The sequence below is a fragment of the Nocardia sp. NPDC058518 genome (assembly GCF_042719655.1).
GTDB lineage: Bacteria > Actinomycetota > Actinomycetes > Mycobacteriales > Mycobacteriaceae > Nocardia.
This window is the reverse complement of sequence record NZ_JBHXNJ010000021.1, coordinates 46,701-68,975: the sequence shown is the minus strand read 5'-3', so window position 1 is coordinate 68,975 and position 22,275 is coordinate 46,701. Positions and strand designations below refer to the sequence as shown.

General features: G+C 66.5%; 17 protein-coding genes. 12 read left to right on the top strand and 5 right to left on the bottom strand.

All coding sequences use genetic code 11. The features are described 5' to 3' along the window. Positions 1-49: 49 nt before the first annotated feature. A complete protein-coding gene (locus tag ACFWPX_RS29320) occupies positions 50-421 on the top strand; it encodes a cupin domain-containing protein (protein ID WP_378930822.1) in 372 nt (123 codons plus the stop codon). Here ACFWPX_RS29320 and ACFWPX_RS29315 read toward each other — a convergent pair. Next, positions 386-1,027, bottom strand: a complete 642-nt coding sequence (locus ACFWPX_RS29315; RefSeq protein WP_378930820.1) for a hypothetical protein — start codon at positions 1,025-1,027, stop codon at positions 386-388. The two genes, ACFWPX_RS29320 and ACFWPX_RS29315, sit on opposite strands and share 36 nt — an antisense overlap. A 379-nt stretch (positions 1,028-1,406) precedes the next feature. Here ACFWPX_RS29315 and ACFWPX_RS29310 point away from each other — a divergent pair, with 379 nt between their 5' ends. After that, the gene (locus ACFWPX_RS29310; RefSeq protein ID WP_378930889.1) at positions 1,407-2,657 is read left to right on the top strand and encodes a lipase family protein; all 1,251 of its coding nucleotides are present in this window, start codon (positions 1,407-1,409) and stop codon (positions 2,655-2,657) included. 58 nt (positions 2,658-2,715) lie between these two features. On the opposite strand, the gene ACFWPX_RS29305 is transcribed toward ACFWPX_RS29310, so the two are convergent. Both ACFWPX_RS29305 and ACFWPX_RS29300 read right to left on the bottom strand, forming a co-directional pair. Further along, the gene (locus ACFWPX_RS29305) at positions 2,716-3,066 is read right to left on the bottom strand and encodes an Lsr2 family protein (protein ID WP_056822989.1); all 351 of its coding nucleotides are present in this window, start codon (positions 3,064-3,066) and stop codon (positions 2,716-2,718) included. A gap of 131 nt (positions 3,067-3,197) precedes the next feature. Then, positions 3,198-4,046, bottom strand: a complete 849-nt coding sequence (locus tag ACFWPX_RS29300) for an SDR family NAD(P)-dependent oxidoreductase (RefSeq protein WP_378917228.1) — start codon at positions 4,044-4,046, stop codon at positions 3,198-3,200. 90 nt (positions 4,047-4,136) lie between these two features. On the opposite strand from ACFWPX_RS29300, the gene ACFWPX_RS29295 reads away from it, so the two are divergent. The 9 genes from ACFWPX_RS29295 to ACFWPX_RS29255 all read left to right on the top strand — a co-directional run bounded on the left by ACFWPX_RS29295 (position 4,137) and on the right by ACFWPX_RS29255 (position 12,705). After that, positions 4,137-5,078: an alpha/beta fold hydrolase gene (locus tag ACFWPX_RS29295; protein ID WP_378930887.1), complete on the top strand. Its 942-nt coding sequence runs from the start codon at positions 4,137-4,139 to the stop codon at positions 5,076-5,078. Between the two features lie 118 nt (positions 5,079-5,196). Continuing rightward, the gene (locus ACFWPX_RS29290) at positions 5,197-7,392 is read left to right on the top strand and encodes an MMPL family transporter (RefSeq protein WP_378930818.1); all 2,196 of its coding nucleotides are present in this window, start codon (positions 5,197-5,199) and stop codon (positions 7,390-7,392) included. Between the two features lie 49 nt (positions 7,393-7,441). Beyond that, entirely contained in the window at positions 7,442-7,903 is a 462-nt protein-coding gene (locus tag ACFWPX_RS29285; protein ID WP_378917226.1) for a VOC family protein, read from the top strand. Positions 7,904-7,951: 48 nt separating this feature from the next. Next, positions 7,952-8,464 carry a DUF1772 domain-containing protein gene (locus ACFWPX_RS29280; protein WP_378930816.1) on the top strand — a complete coding sequence of 171 codons (513 nt, stop codon included), beginning with the start codon at positions 7,952-7,954 and terminating at the stop codon, positions 8,462-8,464. A 46-nt stretch (positions 8,465-8,510) separates the two neighbouring features. Then, positions 8,511-9,341, top strand: a complete 831-nt coding sequence (locus tag ACFWPX_RS29275) for an alpha/beta fold hydrolase (RefSeq protein ID WP_378930814.1) — start codon at positions 8,511-8,513, stop codon at positions 9,339-9,341. A gap of 118 nt (positions 9,342-9,459) precedes the next feature. Beyond that, entirely contained in the window at positions 9,460-10,122 is a 663-nt protein-coding gene (locus tag ACFWPX_RS29270; protein WP_378930812.1) for a hypothetical protein, read from the top strand. 51 nt (positions 10,123-10,173) lie between these two features. Beyond that, positions 10,174-10,839, top strand: coding sequence for a GNAT family N-acetyltransferase (locus tag ACFWPX_RS29265; RefSeq protein WP_378930810.1), 666 nt, complete (start codon positions 10,174-10,176; stop codon positions 10,837-10,839). A gap of 183 nt (positions 10,840-11,022) precedes the next feature. Then, positions 11,023-11,190 (top strand): hypothetical protein, encoded by a 168-nt coding sequence (locus tag ACFWPX_RS29260; protein WP_165610405.1) that lies wholly within the window; start codon positions 11,023-11,025, stop codon positions 11,188-11,190. Positions 11,191-11,433: 243 nt separating this feature from the next. After that, positions 11,434-12,705: a PucR family transcriptional regulator gene (locus tag ACFWPX_RS29255; RefSeq protein ID WP_378930807.1), complete on the top strand. Its 1,272-nt coding sequence runs from the start codon at positions 11,434-11,436 to the stop codon at positions 12,703-12,705. Here the strand turns inward: ACFWPX_RS29255 and ACFWPX_RS29250 are convergent, their stop codons facing one another. Both ACFWPX_RS29250 and ACFWPX_RS29245 read right to left on the bottom strand, forming a co-directional pair. Next, on the bottom strand, positions 12,706-14,259 hold the full coding sequence (locus tag ACFWPX_RS29250; protein ID WP_378917214.1) for an acyl-CoA carboxylase subunit beta: 1,554 nt from the start codon (positions 14,257-14,259) through the stop codon (positions 12,706-12,708). Positions 14,260-14,398: 139 nt separating this feature from the next. Next, the gene (locus ACFWPX_RS29245) at positions 14,399-16,144 is read right to left on the bottom strand and encodes an FAD-dependent oxidoreductase (RefSeq protein ID WP_378930805.1); all 1,746 of its coding nucleotides are present in this window, start codon (positions 16,142-16,144) and stop codon (positions 14,399-14,401) included. 566 nt (positions 16,145-16,710) lie between these two features. Between ACFWPX_RS29245 and ACFWPX_RS29240 the strand changes: the two genes are divergently transcribed. Further along, on the top strand, positions 16,711-22,176 hold the full coding sequence (locus ACFWPX_RS29240; protein ID WP_378930803.1) for a carboxyl transferase domain-containing protein: 5,466 nt from the start codon (positions 16,711-16,713) through the stop codon (positions 22,174-22,176). Positions 22,177-22,275 lie beyond the last annotated feature (99 nt).

Here is a 22,275-nt window from a genome sequence, read left to right as displayed (position 1 = left end):
GGCCGATTGGCGCTGGATCGTCGCCCCGAACGGCCCGACGATGATCACCATGACAGCCTCTAGCACCACCGGTTCCGTATCGATCCCCGCGGCCATCGCCGCCCTGCCCGGCCCCTTCCGGCAACACGAGCTGGCAATGGTCAACGACACCGTCGTCCGCGTGGCCCGGCTGGCGGGCGAATTCCCCTGGCACCACCATGACGAAGACGAACTCTTCCTCTGCTGGGACGGCACCTTCCGCATCGACCTGGAAGACCGAGCCCCCGTAACCCTGCACCCGGGCGAATTGTTCGTGGTGCCCAAGGGGATTCGGCACCGACCGGTCGCCGACGCGGTCGCGCACGTGCTCTTGATCGAGCGCCCGGAGACCGCGCAATACGGCAGCTCACCGTCCGGATTCGACAGGCACGGTACGAAGTAGTTCGGCGACTTCCGCGGGCGTGGCCGTCGGAAAGAGCTGTCGCACACCGATCATGGCCAGCAGTCGATCCTGATCGGTGCCGACGCCCATCCGGGAGACCACGTCGTGCGCGGCGCGGTTGGCTTCCGCGATCTCGTCGGCTTTGCCGAGGCGTGTGAGATTCTCGCCCACGATCTTGTCGAGGTCGGTGGAACGCTTGTAGAACAACGCGGTGATCCCGACCGGCACCGCACCCATGATCGAGGTCGCGGCGGCGGCATCCCGATTACCGAACGCGACCATCGACGCGGCGGCGAGAACCACCACGACTCCGCAGCAACCGCTGATCATGTACGCCCAGAAGAACGCCGTGCTCTGTGCCATCGCACTGCGCACCTGCCGAAGGTATTCCTCCGTTCGATGACGTGGCGTCTGGGTGTGTTCGGTGTCCGGAACGGCCGGGTCGGTCGATGTCGAGACGACGGGAACGGCGTCCCCGGTCATGGTGCCTTCGATGGTCCGCTTGTTGATCCGGCGGCTGAATGTCGTCGAGAACCACGCCGACACCGCGGCGATCACCGTCGGGATCAGCCCACCCACCCCGATCAAGGCCAAGAGTTCGTTCACGATATTCCCCCGAATCAAGCGCTACACCCCTGCGAACGTCCCCGCGCACTCTATCGCGAGCCGTTCTCCGCATGCCTGTTGCCCACTCGCGCACAGTGATTCGTTCGGCCAGTGGCTTGCGGGCTTGTCGTCGTCGTAGCGGTCGCCGCGACTGGTGACTTGTCAACGGCGGGTAGCTGGGACATTAATGAACAAGAACTCTTGTTAGAAACAAGTGTGCGTGCTGTAATCAGCGTCACCTAGTAGAGGAGACGCCATGCAGCGCAGCGCGGCAGCCACCGTTCGTCCGAGTCGCCTGGGTGGGCGCGGTCGGCCGAATCGGGGACGAGTGTTCGGAACGAGGTGGGCGGCAGTGCCTTTGGTGGCGGTGTGGCTGGCGATGTCGAGCGTCGGCAACGCCTCCGGCGACCCGTATCCGAGCTTCCCACCGGACCAGAACCAGCTCCCGCGGCTGCCCGCCGAACCGCAGCTCTACGACATGCTGCCGATCCCGGTGCCCGCTGAGGATCCCTGGTACGACGATCCGGCGGATCTGAATTCCTACGCGCCCGGCCAGATCGTCCGCTCCCGAACGGTGCAGACGCGCCTGCTCGGCCTGCCCTTCCCGGTGCACACCGAACAACTGCTGTTCCGGAGCAACGACGTGCACGACAACCCGATCGTGACCGCTACCTCGGTGATCATCCCCGGCATCCCGTGGTCGGGCAGTCCGCGACCGGTGGTGTCGTTCCAGGAGGCCATCGACTCGACCGATTCGTCGTGCAACCCGTCCTACACGTTGCAGACGGGCACGATGAAAGAAGCCGCGCTGGCGGTCTATTGGCTCGCGCAGGGGTTCGCGATCAACGTCGCCGACTTCGACGGCAAGTTCAATACCTTCAACACCTATGACGAGGGCAAAATGGTGCTCGACAGTCTGCGCGCCATGAAGAACTCGGCGTTGGGCCTGACGGACTCCGGGATCGCGCTCTACGGGTACTCCGGCGGAGGCTCGGGTTCGATCCGCGCGGCCGAACTCCGCGAGAGTTACGCCCCCGATGTGCGGTTGCTCGGCACCGCGGTGGGTGGATTCCCAGCCGATCTACGGGCCCAGGCCCGTTACGCGATCGCCCAGCAGCCGGGCCTTACCGGCGCCAGTAATTTCACGATGTGGCTCGGCTTCGCCGCGTTGTCGCGGGAATTCCCCGAACAGTTCGACGCGAAGGAATTGCTGACACCCGAAGGTCAGGCGATCGTGGCGGATATGCGGGGTCGCTGCGTTTACACGATCGCCGCCACAGGCGCGTACCGGCCGATCAGTGCCTATTTCCAGCCGGGGAAGTCACTCGAAACGGCGCCGGGTGTGATGGAAGTTCTCGCGGATCAGAGTCTGGGGCACCATATTCCGGACAGCCCCATCTTCTGGTGGCACGGAATCTGGGACGAGCTGATCCCGACATCGGCGGTACTGCCGACGGTGAACGACTACTGGAACCGGGGCGCGGACCTGCGGTTCTACACGATGCCGCTGCCCGAACACCTCGTCAACGCCGTCGCGGGCTGGCCGTCCGCAGTGGCCTGGATCAGCGCGGTGCTGCGCGGTCTACCGCCGGGGGAGCGATTCAAAGCCGAAATTCCGCTGCCCAACTAGACGAAAACAGCACGGCGCGCGGAGGGAATGCGCGCCGTGCTGTTGCCGAACCGCAGCTTTACGCCGATGCCTGCTCATAGGCCGAGATGACTTCCGCCGAGATCCTGCCGCGGCTGGACACGGTGTGCCCGTTCTGCGAAGCCCACGCCCGGATCTCGGTGAGATCGTTGCGGCGAGTGGATTCGGCCGCCGGTGCCGAGCCGAGGCGACGTGCTGCGCCCGCCTTCGCCCGACCGGTGCGACGCGCGTACGGAACCCACTGTTCGAACACCTCACGCAACTCTGCCGCGTTGGCGTCGGACAGGTCGATTTCGTAGGCTGCCCCATCGATTCCGAATGTGACAGTCGCATCGGCAGCGGACGTGCCATCGAAATCATCGACAAGTGTGACAACGACTTTGCGCGCCATGGGAGTCCTGTTCGTTCGGGTGCCGAGAATTACCGTCGCTGATCTTAGTTGACCGCGGCGCGGGTTATTCGCTCGGCATCAGTGGCGATCAGCTCGCGCGGCGTTGTGGCTCATCGCGGTAGTCGGTGTATTCAGTCGGCGCGCGGGATTCGTCCGTCGACGTCGGTGAACCCGTAATCCTCGGCGAGGTCGGCGACTTTCCAGGACTGCCCTGTGCGTGTCGACCGGCCCGGATCGGCGGCCAGGGCCACCACGGCGCGCCCGGGGAAACGGGGCGTCTCGGCGGTGTCGAGGTCGAAGGTGCCCTCACCGGGCAGGGTGACCCGGCGGTGGCCGTGCTCGTCGGCCGGGACCAGTTGCAGCAGCTCGGTATCCACGATCCCCGGCCAGATCGAGACCGCGGTCGCGCCGGTGCCGCCCAGGTCGTGGGCGAGGTCGGCGGTGAGGCGATCCAGTGCGGTCTTGCCGACGCCGTAGACGGCGTTGTGCATGTACCGCCGAGCGCCGGGGGAGGAGACGTTGACGATGAGCCCGGCCGACTCGATCAGCAGCGGAGCGGCGAACACGCTTGCCACATAATGTGATCGCACGCCGATGTCGAAGGTCTCGTCCCATGCCTTGGGTGGCACGTCCCAGAACTTGCGGCCCAGCCAGCGGGCGGCGGCGGGGGAGTTGTAGACGTTGTTGACCAGCACGTCGAGGCGACCCTGCTCCTCGCGGATCCGGGTGAAGAGTTTCTCGACCGCGTCGTCGTCGCGGTGATCGCAGACCGCTGCCACGCCGTGCCCGCCGAGTTCGGTCACCATCGCGGCGGTGTCGTGCACCGTGCCGGGTAGCTTCCCGGGCTCGGTGGTGCGTCCGGTGACGTACACGGTCGCGCCGGCCGCGCCCAGTTCCAGGGCGATGCCTTTGCCGATGCCGCGACTGGCCCCGGTGACGACCGCGACGCGCCCGGCCAGAATCTTGGGTGTTCCGCTCATGACCTCCGGACACTACCGTCAAATCAGAACACGTTCTAGAAATTGGAGGCGGTAGTGGAGCAGAGATTCCTCGACACGGGCGGAATCAGGATGCATGTCACCGAGCAGGGGCAGGGCTACCCGGTCGTGTTCTGTCACGGCTTTCCGCACACCGGGTACATCTGGCACCGCCAGATCGAGGCGGTGGCCGAGGCCGGATTCCGGGCCATCGCGCCCGACCTTCGCGGTTACGGCCGCACCGAGGCGCCCGCCGATGTCGCCGCTTACACCAATGCGGCCGTGATCGGCGACCTTCTCGGCCTGCTCGACGACATCGGCGCCGAGAAGGCCGTGTTCGTCGGCCTCGATTTCGGCGCCCAACTGGTGTGGGAACTGTCGCTGCGCGCTCCCGAGCGCGTCGAAGCCCTCGTGGTGCTGAACAATCCGTACTCGCCGCGTCCGCCCCGCGCGCCCTCGGCCTTCTGGACCAAGGCCGCCCAACGCCACTTCCTGCACCTGTCCTACTTCCAGGAGCCCGGTGTCGCCGACGTCGAACTCGCCGCGCGACCGAGGGAATTCCTGTCCCGCGTCTACTTCTCGCTCTCCGGCGACTACCACTATCTCGACACCTGGAAGAATCCGCCGGGGCTCGGCTACCTGGATGTGCTTCCCCAGGCGCCCGCGCTGCCGTGGACGTGGCTCAGCGAGAATGAATTCGACACCATCGCCGCAGAATTCGAACGGACCGGCTTCACCGGTGGCTTGAACTGGTACCGCAACCTGGACCGCAACTGGGAACTCGCCGAGCCCTTCGCAGACGCGAAGATCGAGGTCCCGACCTACTTCCTCTACGGCGAGAACGACCCCGACATGGAGGGCTTCAGCGGCCGCGACCCGCTCGCCACGCTACGCGCGAACGTCACCGATCTCCGGGCGGTAGTGGAACTTCCGGGCGCGGGCCATCTGGTCCACCTCGAACGAACCGAGGCGGTCGACAACTTCCTGATCACCGCGTTGCGGGAGGTCGGCGCCGATCAGCGCGCGCGGTCCTAGATCAGGGGCGATCTCGCGAAGTGGCGGTACTTTAGGTGGGAGGCACATCAGGCTGACCACTGAAAGGATGCGGCCTCTTGGAGATTGCACTCGGAGTCGACGAACGGGCGGCGAGCTGATGTTCACGCGCTGGGGCGATCTGGTCTATCGATTCCGGTTCGCCGTGCTCGGCGTCGTCGTGGCCGCACTGCTCGCGCTCGGCGGGTACGGGCTGGGGCTGCACGATCAGCTGAGCTCCGGGGGCATGGACGATCCCGGATCGGAATCCGCGCTGGCGGCGCGGTTGGCGGACAGTGCGTTCGGTCGCAACCACGACGTGGATGTGGTTGTGCTGTACACCGCGCCGCCCGGCAAGACCGTCGACGATCCCGAGTTCAGTCGTAAGATCGTCGACAACCTCAACAGCCTGCCGCGTGCGTATTCCGGCGCGATAGCCGGCGTCAACGGGGCCTACTGGCAGACCGAAACGGGCCGGGCGAGTGGTTCCCTGTTCGCCACACCGGATCGCACCCGCGCGGTCGCCGCCGTCGCCATCGTCGGCGACAACGACACCGAGATGCTGCGCAATACCAGAAAGGTGAAGGACGCCTTCGCGATTCCCGGTATCGATGTGCAGGTGGGCGGCCTGCAACCGGTAGCGGGAACACTCAACGACACCCTGTCCGACGACATCCGGCGGATGGAATTCCTCGCATTCCCGGTGGTCGCGCTGCTGCTGTTCTTCATCTTCGGCGGGGTGGTCGCCGCTGCGCTGCCGTTGATCGTCGGCGGGCTGACGATGATGGGCGCGAGCGGGATCGTGCGTACCTTCACCTACTTCACCGAGGTGAATTCCTTTGTCGCGCCGGTTGTTTCGATGATCGGTGCCGGATTGGCGATCGACTACGGGCTGTTCATCGTGAGTCGCTTCCGCGAAGAACTCGCCGAGGGCCACGACACCGCGGCAGCCGTGCGGCGCACCATGACGACGGCGGGACGCACCGTGGTGTTCTCCGCGACGATGATCATCGCCAGCGCGGGCGGCATGCTCCTGTTCCCGCAGGGGTTCCTGAAATCCATCGCCTACGGCGCCATCGCGACCGTATCGCTGGCCGCGCTCACCGCGATTACGTTGCTGCCCGCGATGCTCGCGATGCTCGGTGCGCGCGTGGATATGTGGGGCAGCAGGCGGCTCAGGAGAACGAAGTCCGCCTACGAAGTGGAGAACGGTTTCTGGGGCCGCAGCACCCAGTGGGTGATGAAGCATCCGGTGAAGGTCGCCGGCGTGCTGTGCGTGATCCTGGTGCTGTTGATTCTGCCCGCTCGCAATCTCGCCTTCGGCGGCTTCAGCGAACGGTATCTGCCGCCGGACAACAGCACTCGCGTCGCCCAGGAACAGATCGACGCGACCTTCCCCGGCCGTCGCTCCGATCCGATCGACCTGATCTTCGTCTCCGGTGACAGCGTCGCGATCGGCACGGCCCTGAAGATGGCCAACCAAGCCCCCGGTCTGGCGGCGAAGTTCGAACTGCCGTCGCGGTCGCCGGTGCAGTCGGACGTGTACCGCACCAAAACCACGCTCGCGGACTCCGACTCCGCCGACGCCACCATCGACTACCTGCGTGGCATCGAACTTCCCGACGGTGTGCGGATGCTCGTCGGCGGCGTCCCCGCCATCCAGAAGGACTCGCTCGACGCGCTGCTCGAGCGCATGCCGTGGATGATCGCCCTCGTTCTGCTCGTCACCACGCTGCTGATGTTCCTGACCTTCGGTTCGCTGATCCTGCCGATCAAGGCCGCCCTCATGAGCGCTCTCGGCCTCGGCTCGACGCTGGGCATCCTCACCTGGATCTTCATCGACGGTCACGGCGCGGGCCTGCTGAACTTCACCCCGCAACCCATCCAGGCCAACATGCTGGTGATGATCATCGCGATCATCTACGGCTTGTCCACCGACTACGAGGTCTTCCTGCTCTCGCGCATGGTCGAAGCGCGGGCCCAGGGTGCGACCACCACCGAGGCGGTCCGGATCGGCACCGCGCACACCGGCCGCATCATCACCGCGGCGGCGCTGATCTTGCTCGTGGTCACCGGCGCCTTCGCCTTCTCGGACCTGGTCCTGATGCAATACGTCGCCTACGGCATGATCGCCGCCCTGATCATCGACGCCACCGTCCTGCGCATGCTCCTCGTCCCCGCGACGATGAAACTCCTCGGCGACGACTGCTGGTGGGCCCCGGCCTGGATGAAGACCGTCCACGCCAGATTCGGACTCGGCGAATCACCGTCCCCGGCAATCACAGCGGCAGATTGTCGGACCCCTGGCATACGGTGACGCGAAGGTCTGTCACGCCGTGTGTCCAACTGCCATGAACGGAGTACTGATGAGCCGCCACATTCAGATCACCTTCGACGCGCACGATCCGGCCGCGCTGTCGACCTTCTGGCGTGATGCGCTGGGATATGTGCATCCGGGGCCGCCGGGAGTCGAGGTGCCTGCCGGGGTCGACCCGCTTGTCGTGTGGGATCAGTTTCTCGCGCGGATCGGTGTGCCTGCGCAGGAGCGCAATTCGAAGTCGGCGATCGAGGATCCGGAAGGACATGGCCCGCGGGTGTTCTTTCAGCAGGTGCCGGAGGGCAAGGTCGCGAAGAATCGGGTTCATCTCGATGTCCGGGCGGCACCCGGGTTGCAGGGGGACGAGCGGATGGCGGCGCTGGAAGCGGAGTGCGAGCGGCTGGTCGCGCTGGGTGGCAAGCGGGTCGAGCGCTTCGAGCCCGAGCCGCCGATGAGTGCCGGGTGGATCGTGATGACCGATCCCGAGGGCAACGAGTTCTGCCTGGATTAACTCTGACACTATTGTCAGAGTTAGCAATGGGGAGCTAGTTTCTACCGCATGAAACACGCTCCGATACGCGCGCTCGCCCTGCTCACCACCGGCCTTCTCACCGGTGCGTTCGGCTACGGTGCCGCGAATCTGGTCCCGACTTTTCATCGAGTCCCGTTGCAGATGCGCCTGGAATTCCACACCGAGCTCATGCAGAACAACAGCATCAGCATGCAACTCACCATGGCCGCCGCCGCGCTGAGCTGCCTCGCCCTGGCCGTCGTGCAGACCGGCAGGGACCGGGTGCTCGCCGCGGCGGCCACGGTGCTGGTCGTCGGGTCGTTCCTCATCACCCGGCTCGGCAACGTGCCGATCAACCACAAGATCAACGCCTGGGCCGTCGACGGAGCGCCCGCCGACTACGCCGCCATCCTCGAGCGCTGGGATTTCTTCCATTTCCTCCGTACCGGGACAGCGCTGGCCGCGTTCGCGCTGATCATCGCGCTGGTGGTGTGGTGTTCCGGCGAGGCGAAGCGGGAGTTTCGCCGTGCGAGCGAGGGTGTCGGCGTTACCGTGGATTGACCACGACGACGTGGTCACGTGGCTGCCACTGGAAGGAAGCCCGGGGATGCGCCATTTCGACTTTCGCGGAACCTCGATCGCCTATGACGAGGCGGGTGCGGGGCCACCGATCGTCTTCCTGCACAACCTCGGCGGTGACCGTCACATCTGGCGTGCGCAATTCGACGCACTGAAGCAGACCCATCGGGTCGTCGCGATCGACCTCATCGGATACGGCGACTCCGACGCCCCGGACGACGGGTACACGGTCGAGAACTATCTGGCCATGGTCACCGCGTTCTTCGAGGAGCGGGATCTGCGCGATGTGACGCTGGTCGGCCACTGTTTCGGCAGCGCGTTGTCGCTGCTCTACACCCAGCGTCATCCCGGCCGGGTGCGGTCGCTGGTCATCAGCAGCCCGCTCACCCCGGCCACCTTGCGGCCGACCCGAACCGGATGGGCGGCCCGGCTCGGCCGGCAACTGCACATCGACTCGCTGCTCGCACGGGTCCGCATTCCCGGCCCGGTGGCCGGGCTGATCGTGGCAGAACAGCTCGGTTCAGGGAAAGCGCCCGCGGAGATCGTCGCGCATTTGCGCAAGAGCTGGACCGAACCCCGTCGGCTGATGGTCACTGCCGCGATCTCGCGCGAGATTCCGCTCCTCGGCGAACTGGACAACTTCGTGCCGCCCGCGGACTTTCCCCCGATCACCACGGTCTGGGGCAGCCACAATCGCGTGCTGAGCGCACAAGCCGGTGCCACGCTGAACCGCACGCTGAAACCGTCGCGCGCGATCGTCGTCGACGGTGCGGGTCATCTGGTGATGGTCGAGACGCCCGATCCGGTCACCGCCGCGGTGCTCGCCGCGACGACGGGCACGCGCGTCATCGATTCCTAGTCCGGACGAACCGCCGTCGCGGTCGAGCGTGGTTCCCGCCCACCGCGACATGCGGCCACAGCGGGCGCTGTTCGCCGGTGAACCGAACTTGTCGGTGCGCCCCTTTAGTCTGGCTCACATGGACGGACCGGACTCTGCGCTACGCCGCCTGACACGCGAGGCGGGAAAGTTGTTGCGGCCATATGGCTTTCACGGAACGGAAGCTGCATGGACGCAGGTCACCGACGGCGGTGTCGCAACGATCCGCCGCACCCGCACCCAGCGGACCTGGACAGACGGTCAGCAGGCGATCGGATTCGGCCTGGAACTGCGCGCGACGCCGATGGCGTGGTGGGAATTCTGTACCTGGCGCGATACCGTGCGAGGACTCCCACCGACCGCGCTCGAACAGGCAACCGGGCCCGCATTGATCGACGAGCGCGGGATGAGCCAGGAGTTGACCGAGTTGTGGTCGCTGCGGGTCGATCCGGCCCACCGGGAGCGCCCCGCACTCCAGGCCGACGTCGATGCCATTCGTGCCGACTTGCCGGTGCGTGTCCATGCCTACGCGCGCCGGGCGCTGCGCCTGCTGGAACCGGACGCCTACCTGAACGAACTATTGGCGGACCCGAATCCGCAACTCGCAGCCCTGGAGGCGATCGTCGTTCTGCTCGCCGAACACGGCCCGGGACCACGACTCGATGATGCGGTGACCCGGTTCCGATTATCGGCTGCGGATACGGACGAGTCAGGCGCCGAGAACGTCGTCGCTTACTTGCGCGGCCGAGCGGTTCCGGTCTGACTGCCCTGCTCGAGGAGCCGACGGACAACTCCGCTACTAACATTGGCGACCGTGGGAGATGCGGTACAGGAAAATGCTCGGCGGATTCGCCCCGGCAACAGGAAGGACTTCGGCGTCGCCGCCGAACTGCTGGCAGCGTCCTTGGCGGCGGACCCGGCGACCCTGTGGCTGCACCCCAAAGAATCCAGCCGCAGGACCCGACTCGTCCGGTCGTTTCGCTCGTCTCTCGATGATTCACGCGATTGCAGCGATGGAGTAGACCTCGCCCTCGACAGCACCGGCTCGATCGTCGGCGTGGCGGTGTGGCTGGCCACCTTTCACATCCTGCCCCGAGCGACGGTGGGTCGAGAGCTGAAAGAGTGGCACATCTATGGTTCGCACGCCGCACGTGCGCGGAGGGGCGCCCGCGTAACCGGCGCGGCAGGCGTGCAGGAGCAGCATTGGCACCTGATGGCGGTCGGCGTCTCCGCGGCGGCACGCGGACGCGGACATGGACGGGACCTGATCGCGGCGGGAATGTATCGGGCGGCCGCCGACGGCGTTCCCGTGCACCTGGAAACAACGAACCCGAACAACGTCTCCTTCTATGAACGCCTCGGATTCGACACGACCGCGGTGATCGACCTGCCCGGCGGCGGCCCGCGCAGATGGCTCATGCGTCAAGTGCCGCAATCGATCCCGGACCATGCCCGCAGTAGAAGGTCACGCGATACCTGAAGGCGCTACGAAACGCGAGTAGTTCGCGGTGGAAATTGTTGTGGGAATCCATGACAATTCCGCGGATAGGGAATAGGAACGTCAAAACCTGTGCACGGTGATAGCGATCGGCGTGGTGTTCGTGATCTGATCGAGATGTCCCGAAGCTGGGATGTTTCACACAGTGCAAATAAGGATGACCGTATGAACTCCAGAATTTCCCGTCCGCTCGCCGTCGCCGCCATCGTATTGTCCGCCGGTGCGATCGGCGCCGGTACCGCCACGGCAGCGGCTCCGGCGCCCGTCTCGGGTTCGGTGGAAGTGTGTGTCCCCCTTCCGCTCCCCGTGCTCGAGGTCAGCCTGTGCCTGTAACCGGCTAACACGGATACATGCGGCGGTGGCGACACCGGTCACGGGGTGAAGATGTGCGCGGCTCCTGATCGACAGCCGCCACCGCCGCACCGTAGTGGACCCGCAGGCTGCGGGCGTCTTTGTCGGAAAGCATCAATGATTCAGCCTTCTCTTACTCTTTGTCACAAGCGAAGGTTGGACGGGGGATTGTTGTTCACGGTAGTTTGGGGGCTTGCCCAGTGATCTGGGTGGGAAGGATTCATCATGGCTGGCGCAACTTCCATCGAACCGTTCCTGACCGTTTCGGGGCGGCCGGTTTCGAACCCCTTGAAGGATGTGCGAACGATATCCCGCCAGATGGTGGTGCATTTCATCGAGAACGTCGTACCGTGTGGCACGTTGCCCGGTGAAGCGCTCGACGGAGACGTCACCACGGTGACTCGCGTCTGTCTGGAACTGACCAGAAGCATGCTCGACGGCCGCGATATCCCGGGGCGTGTGGAGCGGGTACAGGCCGCCGCCGCCGACTGGGCGCGCGAGGGAATCCCGATCGACACCATCCACGACGCCGTGCACGAGGGCTTCAAACTCGGCTTCGACCTAGTCATCACCAATGTCACCAACCACGACTACGACACCGTCGTCGGGGTGTCCCGGCGGCTGATGGACGCCCAGAACATGATCACCTCGGCGGTCTCGGTGGCCTACGTCCGTGAACTGCGGTCGGTGGACAGTGAGCACCACACCGCGGTGCACACCCTGACCTCGGCATTGCTCGGCGGCCAGAACACCTCGACGATGGCACGGGAGTGCGGCATCGAAGTCGCCGACCGCTATCACGTGATGGCCCTCGAGCTCCCGCCGCACGCGGAGGAATTCGACCCGTCCCTCGACGCGAAAGTCGTCGCTCGCCGCAAATTGCGCCGTGTTCAGGCCGAACTGGCCGACCGGTGCGACGGGAAGGTGCTCTCGCTGTTGAGCGTGGACGGCGGCACGTTGCTGCTACCGGCCCCGGAATTCGCCGAAGCCGAGCTGGACGAGTTGATCGTCCACCTGTCCGCCGCGGCACAGGTGCCGGTGCGCGCGGTGGCGACGCTGGCGACGCCGACCGAAATTCCGCGCGCCGCCGAGCAGGTCCACGAACTCGTCGAAATCGTGCATCGATTCGGTGGTCCGAGCAAGGTATATCGCCCGCACGAATTGGCATTCGAATATCAACTGACCCGGCCGGGCCCCGCGCGCGATTATCTGAGTTCCATCGTCGATTCGCTCGAAGCGCATCCGGAGCTGTTGCGAACGCTCGAGGTATATATGTCCACGAATATGCAGCGTTCGCGGACCGCGCGCACCATGTTCATCCACACGAATACCGTCGATTACCGATTGAAACGGATCGGCCAGATGACCGGGTTCGATCTCAACGATGTTTCCGGTCTCTGCCATCTACGTGCCGCTCTGTTGATCCGGGCCCATCGTGGATCCGGATCAACAGAGCTCTATCGAGGTCCTAGCGAAACCAGTTCGCGCGCAGGCTGATCACATGGGATAGAGCGGGTGCTTACGCGGGTTGAACTCCGGCTTGACCGGCGGCTTGTCGCGCAGCAGGCGCAGTGCGTGCCGGATCTCGAGGCGGGTGCGTGAGGGTTCGATGACCGCGTCGATGTAGCCGCGCTCGGCGGCGACCCACGGGGTGGCGATGGTCTCGTTGTACTGGTTGATCATGAAATCGCGCGCTGCGGCGCGGTGTTCCTCGGGGACAGCGGCCAATTGGCGTTTGGCGGCGAGGTCGACCGCGCTTTCGGCGCCGATCACGGCGATCCGGGCCGTCGGCCAGGCGAAGCTCACGTCGGCACCGACCTGACGGCAGCCCATCATTCCGTAGGCGCCGCCATAGGACTTGCGCACCACCAGGCTGATGATCGGTACTGTCGCCTCGATGATCGCCCGCGGCATCCGGCCGCCCCGGATGATCACGCCCGCGTCTTCCTGATCGAGGCCGGGCAGTACACCGGGAGTGTCGGTGACGAAGATCAGCGGGATGTTGAAGGCGTTGCACAGCCGGATGAAGTAGGTGCCCTTGTCGGAGCAGGCGGCGTCGACGGACCCGCCGAGGACCAGTGGCTGATTGGCGATCACGCCGACCGGATAGCCGTCGACCCTGGCGAACCCGGTGATCAGGTTCGGGGCGAAAGCCGCTCGGATCTCATGGAATTCACCATCGTCGAACAGGCGCAACAGGACGTCGTGCATGTCGTACCCCGCACGATCGGAATCCGGGATGATCGTCTCGAGTTCCAGGTCGTAGGCGGTGATGTCGGGTTCCAGGCCGGGATTGACGACCGGCGGCTGTTCCAGGCAGCTCGCCGGCATGTAGCTGAGGTAGTTGCGGGCCCAGTCGAAGGCTTCCTGCTCGTTGTCCGCGACGTGATGCAGGGTGCCGCGTTTGGCCTGCACCTCCGCGCCACCGAGCGCCTCGGCGCTGATGTCCTCACCGTTGACGGCCTTGATCACGTCGGGCCCGGTGACGAACATGTAGGTATCCTTCGTGCCGACGAGCACGTCGGTATTGATCGGCCCGTAGACCGAGCCCGCGGCGCATTTGCCGAGCATGATCGACACCTGCGGCACATAGCCCGACAGCTTCTCCAGAACCCGGGTCATATCGCCGAACGAGGCGAGCGAACCGGCCGCGTCCTGAACCCGTGCACCGGGGGATTCGTTGATCGTCACCACCGGGCAACCGTTGTCGAACGCGAGTTTCAGCGCCTGCATGAACTTGCGCGCCGCCGTGATGCCGACCGACCCGCCGTACACGGTCGGATCATGAGCGATCACGATCACTGTCCGGCCATGGATCAGCCCACGACCGGTCACCAGTCCGTCACCGTAGAGGGCATCAGGCTGTCCGGGCTGTCGTGCCAACGCTCCGATTTCGATGAATGTCCCAGGGTCGAGCAGCATGTTCATCCGCTCGCGAACGCTGGGAACGCCCTTCTTCGCTCGCTTGGCTACGGCGGCCTCACCTGCTGGTTCCGCGGCGATCGCCAGAATCTCGGCCAGCCCGTCGAGCTTCGCCTTGGTACTTACCACGCTTACTGCCACCTTCCAACCAACTCAAATGCTGTGCGCGACGGTAGTCGAATCACGGTGCGGCAGCGCGATAAGCGGGGGAGGCGGGAGAGGTCACAAAGTCTCGGTCGGCGATCTCATCGCATTCTCTACACCGCGCTCAGCGGTCCTCGCGGGTGGACGCGGTCACCGGCCAGATCGGCAGGCGAAGGGCGGCGGTCGCGGTGACGGGAACGACTGGGTTGTTCGGTGCCACCGCGGCGATCCGCTCGTACGCAACGCCCATCGCCGGGCGCGGATCCGGTTCGCCCTTGTTGGGCCACAGCGCGGCCGCGCGTTCGGCCTGGGCGGCGATCGTCAGTGACGGATTGACACCGAGGTTGGCCGAGATCGCCGAACCGTCGACGACGCTCAGACTGGGGTAGCCGTGGACCCGGTGATAGGGGTCGATGACGCCGTCGCTCGCATCGGTACCGATCACGCAGCCGCCGATGAAGTGCGCGGTCATCGGGACGTTGAACACATCCGGCCAGGTACTGCCCGGTGTGGCGCCGAGTTTCGCGGCGACGTGGCGGGTCGCCTCGTGACCGGGCGGAATCCAGGACGGATTGGGTTCGCCGAAACCCTGCTTGCTGGTGAACCGTCGGCCGAATACCCCGCGCCGGGTGTAGGTGGTGATCGAATTGTCGAGGCTCTGCATCACCAGCAGCACCAGCGTGCGCTCGCTCCACCGGTTGGTGCGCAACAGCCGCACGGTCTGTACCGGGTGGCGCCCGGCGATCAGCAGGACTCGCGACCAGCGCGGCAGCCGGTGATCGCCGTCGACGAGGTAGGTGTTGAGCAACCCCATGGCATTGGACCCCTTGCCGTAGCGCACCGGCTCGACATGGGTGTTCGGCGTGGGATGGAACGAGGACGTGATCGCCACGCCCTTGGTGATGTCGACGGCCGGGTCGACCTCGGTACGCCCGGCGCCGAGGATCGCTTCGGAATTGGTGCGCGTCAGCACACCCAGCCGGGGCGAGAGCTCGGGAAGAATCGCGGTGTCACGCATCCGGAACAGCAGGTGCTGTGTTCCCCAGGTGCCCGCGGCCAGGACGACATGTCGCGCCGACAGCGTGGCGCGGTGTTTGCGGACCCAGCGTCCGGTGCGCGCGGTGTCGACCAGCCAGCTGCCGTCGGACTGCGGCCGGATCGCGGTCACGGTGGTCATCGGCGAGACCACGGCCCCGGCCTGCTCCGCCAGCCCGAGGTAGTTCTTGACGAGGGTGTTCTTGGCGCCGTGACGGCAGCCGGTCATGCACTCCCCGCATTCGATGCAGCCGGTGCGCTCGGGTCCGACGCCGCCGAAGTACGGGTCGGGGGCGGTCCGGCCTGGTTCGCCGAAATACACGCCGACCGGGGTCGGCACGAAGGTGTCACCGACTCCCATCTGTTCGGCCACCGACTCGATGATGGTGTCGGCCGGTGTCATGTGTGGATTGCGCACGACGCCGAGCATGCGGCGCGCCTGGTCGTAATGGGGGCTGAGCTCGGCGTCCCAGTCGGTGATACCGGCCCACTGTCGATCGCCGAAGAACGCCGCTCCGGGTTTGTAGAGGGTGTTGGCGTAGTTGAGTGAACCGCCGCCGACGCCGGCGCCTGCCAGGATGAAGCAGTCGCGCAGGCGGTGAATGCGCTGGATCCCGTAGCAGCCGAATCGGGGGGCCCACAGGTATCGGCGCAGGTCCCAGTTGGTCGCGGCGAAGTCGGCGTCCGCGAACCGGCGACCGGCCTCCAGAACGCCGACGGTGTACCCCTTCTCCACCAGGCGCAGGGCCGTGACACTGCCGCCGAACCCCGACCCGACGATCAAAACGTCGTAGTCGTAGGAGGGGGTGGCGTTACCTGGGGAGTCTTCTGACACGGACCCGACGGTAGAAGCCCGCGCGCCGAAGGGACCGATCCGGCGCGCCCACTGGCAGAACTCACGATTCCGGGTGCGAAGTTATGGAACGGATGACAGTGGATGGTTCACCCGCGTTTCACATCTCGCGGTACGCGAACGTCCCGCCGCCGACGGTCCGCGCCGCGCCGGTGCCGACGGACCTTCCGGGCCGACGACACCGGTGACGGCGATCCGTGGGACGAGAGGGATGTCACCTCGAATATGTTGTAGGTCAACATGATTGATAGGATTTCGAAGTGAGTGGATGGTCCGGGACCGCAGACCTTGGCCGTCCACTCGCTTGGGGGATGTGATTGTTCAACTGGGGGGCATCGCCACGCCCGCCAGCCGTCATCTCGGCGTCTTCGATTGCTCGCGTTCGTCGAGTTGTATGGTGCTCGGCGGCCTCCTGTGTCCTGGCTACGTGCCGGTAACCCGCGCACAGTGTTTCCTTATAGGACACGGAGGTGCAGACTGCGCACGGACCGGGAGTTGCAAACCTCACCCGCAGGACGATGTCCTGGGTAAATGGAAGGAGTCGGCGAGTGTTCAGCCGTATCGCCATCGTGAATCGGGGCGAGGCCGCTATGCGCCTCATCCACGCCGTCCGTGATCTGGCGGCGGCGACCGGGCTACCGATCGAAACCGTCGCCCTGTACACCGACGTCGACCGGAATGCCACGTTCGTCCGGGAAGCCGATATCGCCTATGACCTCGGTCCGGCGTCGGCACGGCCGTATCTGGACCTCAAGGCCCTCGAGAACGCACTGGTCGCCACCAAGGCCGACGCGGCGTGGGTGGGCTGGGGCTTCGTCGCCGAGGATCCCGCCTTCGCGGAACTGTGCGACCACATCGGTGTCACGTTCGTCGGCCCGAGTGCCGACGCGATGCGCAAGCTGGGTGACAAGATCGGCGCCAAGCTGATCGCCGAGGAAGTCGGTGTGCCGGTCGCGCCGTGGAGCCGGGGCGCGGTCGACACCGTCGAAGACGCCATCGAAGCGGCCACCGAGATCGGGTACCCGCTGATGCTGAAGGCCACCGCCGGTGGCGGCGGTCGCGGCATCCGCGTGATCACCAACGAGGCCGAACTCGTCGACGCCTACGAGCGCACCAAGCAGGAAGCCGCCCGCGCCTTCGGCAGCGGCGTCGTTTTCCTGGAGCGCCTGGTCACGGGCGCCCGGCACGTCGAGGTCCAGGTGATCGCCGACGGTCAGGGCACCGCGTGGGCGCTGGGCGTGCGCGACTGCTCGGTGCAGCGACGCAACCAGAAGGTGATCGAGGAATCCTCCTCTCCCGTGCTGAGTGCCGAGCAGACCGCCGAGCTCAAGGGTTCGGCCGAGCGCCTCGCGATCGCGGTCGAGTACTGCGGCGCGGCGACCGTCGAGTTCCTGTACCACCCCGGCGACCAACTGTTCGCGTTCCTCGAGGTCAACACCCGCCTGCAGGTCGAGCACCCGATCACCGAGCTCACCACCGGTTTCGATCTCGTGCACGCCCAGTTGCGGGTGGCATCGGGTATCCGGCTCGAGGGTGAGCCGCCGGCCGAGCGCGGCCACGCCATCGAAGCTCGCCTCAATGCCGAAGACCCCGACCGCGACTTCGCGCCTGCCCCCGGTCGCATCGTGCGACTCGATCTGCCCGCGGGCCCCGGCATTCGCGTCGACACCGGCGTCAGCCAGGGTGACACGATCCCCGCCGACTTCGACTCGATGATCGCCAAGATCATCGCCTACGGTCGCGACCGCGACGAAGCCCTCGGTCGACTGCGCCGGGCCATGGCCCAGACCAGGGTCGTCATCGAAGGCGGCGCGACGAACAAGAGTTTCGTGCTCGACCTGCTCGATCAGCCCGAGGTCATCGACGCCAGCGCCGACACCGGCTGGATCGACCGGGTGCGCGGCGAAGGCCGCCTGGTGACCCACCGTCACTCCACCGTCGCGCTGGCGGTGGCCGCGATCGACGCCTACGAGGAAGACGAGCGGGTCGAGCGGCATCGACTGCTGTCGACCGCGTCCGGCGGACGTCCGCAGGTGCAGCACGAGAGCGGACGGCCGCTCGATCTGAAACTGCGTGGCGCGGGTTATCGCGTGCGCGTCGCGCGGATCGGTGCCAACCGATTCCGTGTCGGCATCGAGGCCGGTGGTGACCTGCGCACCGCCGACGTCGATCTCGAACGTTTCGATCACCACACCGGCCAGATCGTCGTCAATGGCACCCGCTACCGCCTGATCACCGGCACCCATGGGCCCACGCACGTGGTGGACGTCGACGGCGTGACCCATCGGATCAGCCGCGACGAAGGCGGTGTCGTCCGCTCGCCCGCTCCCGCGCTGGTCGTCGGCACACCGCTCGAGGTCGGCGCCGAGGTCGAGGCCGGTGCGCCCCTGCTCGTGCTGGAGAGCATGAAGATGGAAACGGTGCTCCGCGCACCGTTCCGGGCCAAGTTGAAGGAGTGCACGGTCTCGGTCGGCACCCAGGTCGAGGCGGGCGCGCCGCTGCTGCGGCTCGAACCGCTCGCCGACGACGACGAAGCCGCCGAGACCGTGACCACCACCGGCACCGTCGAACTCGACCTGCCCAGCGAGGCAACGCCGTTGCGTGCCCACGAGCGGGTGGCGCGTGGCCTGCAGGATCTGCGCAGTCTGCTGCTCGGCTTCGACGTGGACCCGCACGACGACCGCCGCGTCCTCGACGACTACCTCACGGCCCGCCGCGAAGCCGTCAGCGACAACCGGCGCCCGCTGGGTGAAGAGCTCGAGCTGGTGCAGGTCTTCGCCGACCTCGCCGAACTGAGCCACAACCGTTCGGCCGACGACGACCACGGCAACGGTCACGTACACAGTGCCCGCGAGTACTTCCACACCTATCTGCAGAGCCTCGACGTCGAGCGGGCCGGGTTGCCGCAGGCCTACCAGGCCGAGCTCGGCGCGGCGCTTGGGCACTACGGCGTCACCGAGCTGGATCGTTCGCCCGAGCTGGAAGCGGCGGTCTTCCGGATCTTCCTCGCCCAGCAGCGTCCCGCCGACACCGTCGCCGTCATCACGACGCTGCTGCGTGAATGGCTGACCGAGCCGATGCCCGACCAGGTGCTGCGCGAACCCGTCGGTTTGGCGCTCGAGCGCCTGGTGGCGGCAACGCAGGTGCGTTTCCCGGCGATCGCCGACCTCGCCCGCGGACTGGTCTACAGCTGGTACGGCCAGCCGCTGCTGCGCCGCAACCGCGCTCGCGTGTACACCAACGTCCGCAAGCACCTGAGCTACCTGGACGCGAATCCGGCCGCCGACGATCGTGGCGCCCGGATCGCCGAGATGGTGCGCAGCACCGAACCGCTGGTGCGATTGCTCGGCCAGCGGCTCGAGCGCGACAAGCCCGACCACACCTCGATGCTCGAGGTACTGACGCGGCGCTACTACGGCAACAAGGGTCTCACCGGGGTCCGTACCGAACAGGTCGGCGACACCACGTTCGTCGTCGCCGAACGCTACGGTTCGATGCTGGTCTCGACCGCCGTGAGTTTCGACAAGCTCGACGGGGCACTGGACGGGCTCGCCGAATTGGCCAGCGGCGCTGTCTCCATCGACGCCGACATCTACCTCAGCTGGGAATCGCAGCCGGAGGACTTCGACGCGATGGCAGCGGCCCTGCAGGAGGTGCTCGGCGCGCACCCGGTGCCCAACCAGGTGCACCGGATCACCGCCACCGTCGCGGGCAGCGGCGGTTCGGTCATGCACCACCACTTCACGTTCCGTCCGTCGGTGACCGGCATGGCCGAGGAACGGCTGATCCGCGGGCTGCACCCCTACATCGCGCAGCGGATGCAGCTGGAGCGGTTGCGCAAGTTCGACCTCACCCGGTTGCCGTCCTCGGACGAGGAGGTCTACCTGTTCCGCGGCGTCGCCAAGGAGAACCCCTCCGACGAGCGCCTCATCGCCTTCGCCCAGGTCCGTGACCTCGCGGCGTTGCGTGATCACGACGGCCGACTGGTGGCTCTGCCCACCGCCGAGAGCGCCATCGCCACCTGCGTCGACTCGATCCGTCGGGCGCAGTCGCGGTTCCCCTCGGCCAAGCGGCTCAACACCAACCGCATCGTGATGTACATCTGGCCGCACATGGATGTCACCCGCGCGGAGCTCGAGACCATCGGCGGCCACGTGCTGCCGACGGCCGCGGGCGCCGGGCTCGAGGAGATCCTGCTCATCGCCCGCCAGCGCGATCCCGAGACCGGCGAGCTGACCAAGGTCGGTGTGCGAATCTCGTTCCGTCCCAACGGCGAATCCGAGGTGACGGTCGGCGAGCGGACCGACGAACCCGTCGAACCGCTGGACGAGTACCGGCAGAAGGTGCTGCGTGCCGCGGCGCGCAACACCGTGTACCCGTACGAATTGACCTCGCTGCTCGGCGATTTCGCCGAATACGATCTCGATGCCGACCATGTGCTGGTGCCGGTCGATCGGCCGAAGGGCCACAACACCGCGGCGATCGTCGCCGGTGTGGTGACCACGCCGACCGCGCAGCATCCGCAGGGCGTCACCCGCGTGCTGCTGCTCGGTGACCCCACCAAGTCCCTCGGCGCGCTCTCGGAACCGGAATGCCGTCGCGTGATCGCGGCGCTGGATCTGGCCGAGAGCATGCAGGTACCGCTCGAGTGGTACGCGCTGTCCTCGGGCGCGCGGATCTCGATGGCCTCGGGTACCGAGAACATGGACTGGGTCGCGGCCGCGCTCAAGCGGATCGTCGAATTCACCCAGGACGGTCGCGAGATCAACATCGTGGTCGCGGGCATCAATGTCGGCGCGCAGCCGTACTGGAATGCCGAGGCCACCATGCTCATGCACACCAAGGGCGTGCTGGTCATGACCCCCGACTCGGCCATGGTCCTGACCGGCAAGCAGTCGCTCGACTTCTCCGGCGGCGTCTCGGCCGAGGACAACTTCGGCATCGGCGGCTACGACCGCGTGATGGGCCCGAACGGGCAGGCCCAGTACTGGGCACCGAACCTGTCCGCCGCCCGCGGTGTACTGATGGCGCACTACGACCACACCTACGTCGCCCCCGGCGAGCAGGCACCGCGCCGTGCCGAGACCGGTGATCCCGTCGATCGCGATATCTCGGCCTTCCCGCATGTGCTGGCGGACAGCACTTTCGCCACTGTCGGCGAGATCTTCTCCGCCGCCGCCAACCCGGATCGCAAGAAGCCCTTCGACATTCGCACGGTGATGCGGGCGCTGGCCGATCAGGACCACCCGGTCCTGGAACGCTGGGCCGGGATGGCCGACGCCGAGACCGCGGTGGTGCACGACGCGCACCTCGGCGGAATCCCGGTGTGCCTGTTGGGTATCGAGTCACGCAATGTGGCACGGCGCGGCTTCCCGTCCACCGACGGGCCCGACACCTACACCGCGGGCACCCTGTTCCCGCGTTCGTCGAAGAAGGCCGCACGGGCCATCAACGCCGCCAGCGGTAACCGCCCGCTGGTGGTGCTGGCCAACCTGTCCGGCTTCGACGGCTCGCCCGAATCGATGCGCAAGCTGCAACTCGAGTACGGCGCCGAAATCGGCCGCGCCATCGTCAATTTCGACGGCCCCATCGTGTTCTGCGTGATCTCGCGCTACCACGGCGGTGCGTTCGTGGTGTTCTCGAAGGCGCTGAACCCGAACATGACGGTGCTGGCACTGGAGGGGTCGTTCGCCTCGGTCCTCGGCGGTGCGCCTGCCGCCGCGGTGGTGTTCGCCGGTGAGGTGAAGTCCAGGACCGCGGCCGATCCGCGCGTGCGGGAGCTGGAATCCCGGGTCGCGACTGCCGTCGGCACCGACCGCGCGACGTTGAGCGCCGAACTCGACGAGACGCGGTCCTCGGTTCGTGCGGAGAAGCTGGGCGATGTGGCCGCGGAGTTCGACCGCGTGCACAACATTCAGCGCGCGGTCGAGGTCGGCTCGGTCGACGCCATCGTCAGCGTCGCGGATCTGCGTCCGCGGATCATCGGCGCGATCGAGGCTCGACTGCCCGCGTAGTCAGTACTCGGCTGACCGGGCTCGGAATTCCACGCGGCCCGGTCTTCCCGGGCCCTACAGGCGCCCTAGCGCCGCTAGGACCGGGGCGGGCCCGGGTGG

What these genes read in the sequence shown, in the direction of transcription:
- ACFWPX_RS29310 (WP_378930889.1), top strand. Translation starts at nt 1,407, where the DNA reads ATGTCGAGCGTCGGCAACGCCTCCGGCGACCCGTATCCGAGCTTCCCA.
- ACFWPX_RS29255 (WP_378930807.1), top strand. Translation starts at nt 11,434, where the DNA reads ATGGCTGGCGCAACTTCCATCGAACCGTTCCTGACCGTTTCGGGGCGG.
- ACFWPX_RS29290 (WP_378930818.1), top strand. Translation starts at nt 5,197, where the DNA reads ATGTTCACGCGCTGGGGCGATCTGGTCTATCGATTCCGGTTCGCCGTG.
- ACFWPX_RS29260 (WP_165610405.1), top strand. Translation starts at nt 11,023, where the DNA reads ATGAACTCCAGAATTTCCCGTCCGCTCGCCGTCGCCGCCATCGTATTG.
- ACFWPX_RS29270 (WP_378930812.1), top strand. Translation starts at nt 9,460, where the DNA reads ATGGACGGACCGGACTCTGCGCTACGCCGCCTGACACGCGAGGCGGGA.
- ACFWPX_RS29320 (WP_378930822.1), top strand. Translation starts at nt 50, where the DNA reads ATGACAGCCTCTAGCACCACCGGTTCCGTATCGATCCCCGCGGCCATC.
- ACFWPX_RS29295 (WP_378930887.1), top strand. Translation starts at nt 4,137, where the DNA reads ATGCATGTCACCGAGCAGGGGCAGGGCTACCCGGTCGTGTTCTGTCAC.
- ACFWPX_RS29280 (WP_378930816.1), top strand. Translation starts at nt 7,952, where the DNA reads ATGAAACACGCTCCGATACGCGCGCTCGCCCTGCTCACCACCGGCCTT.
- ACFWPX_RS29275 (WP_378930814.1), top strand. Translation starts at nt 8,511, where the DNA reads ATGCGCCATTTCGACTTTCGCGGAACCTCGATCGCCTATGACGAGGCG.
- ACFWPX_RS29285 (WP_378917226.1), top strand. Translation starts at nt 7,442, where the DNA reads ATGAGCCGCCACATTCAGATCACCTTCGACGCGCACGATCCGGCCGCG.
- ACFWPX_RS29300 (WP_378917228.1), bottom strand. Translation starts at nt 4,046, where the DNA reads ATGAGCGGAACACCCAAGATTCTGGCCGGGCGCGTCGCGGTCGTCACC.
- ACFWPX_RS29305 (WP_056822989.1), bottom strand. Translation starts at nt 3,066, where the DNA reads ATGGCGCGCAAAGTCGTTGTCACACTTGTCGATGATTTCGATGGCACG.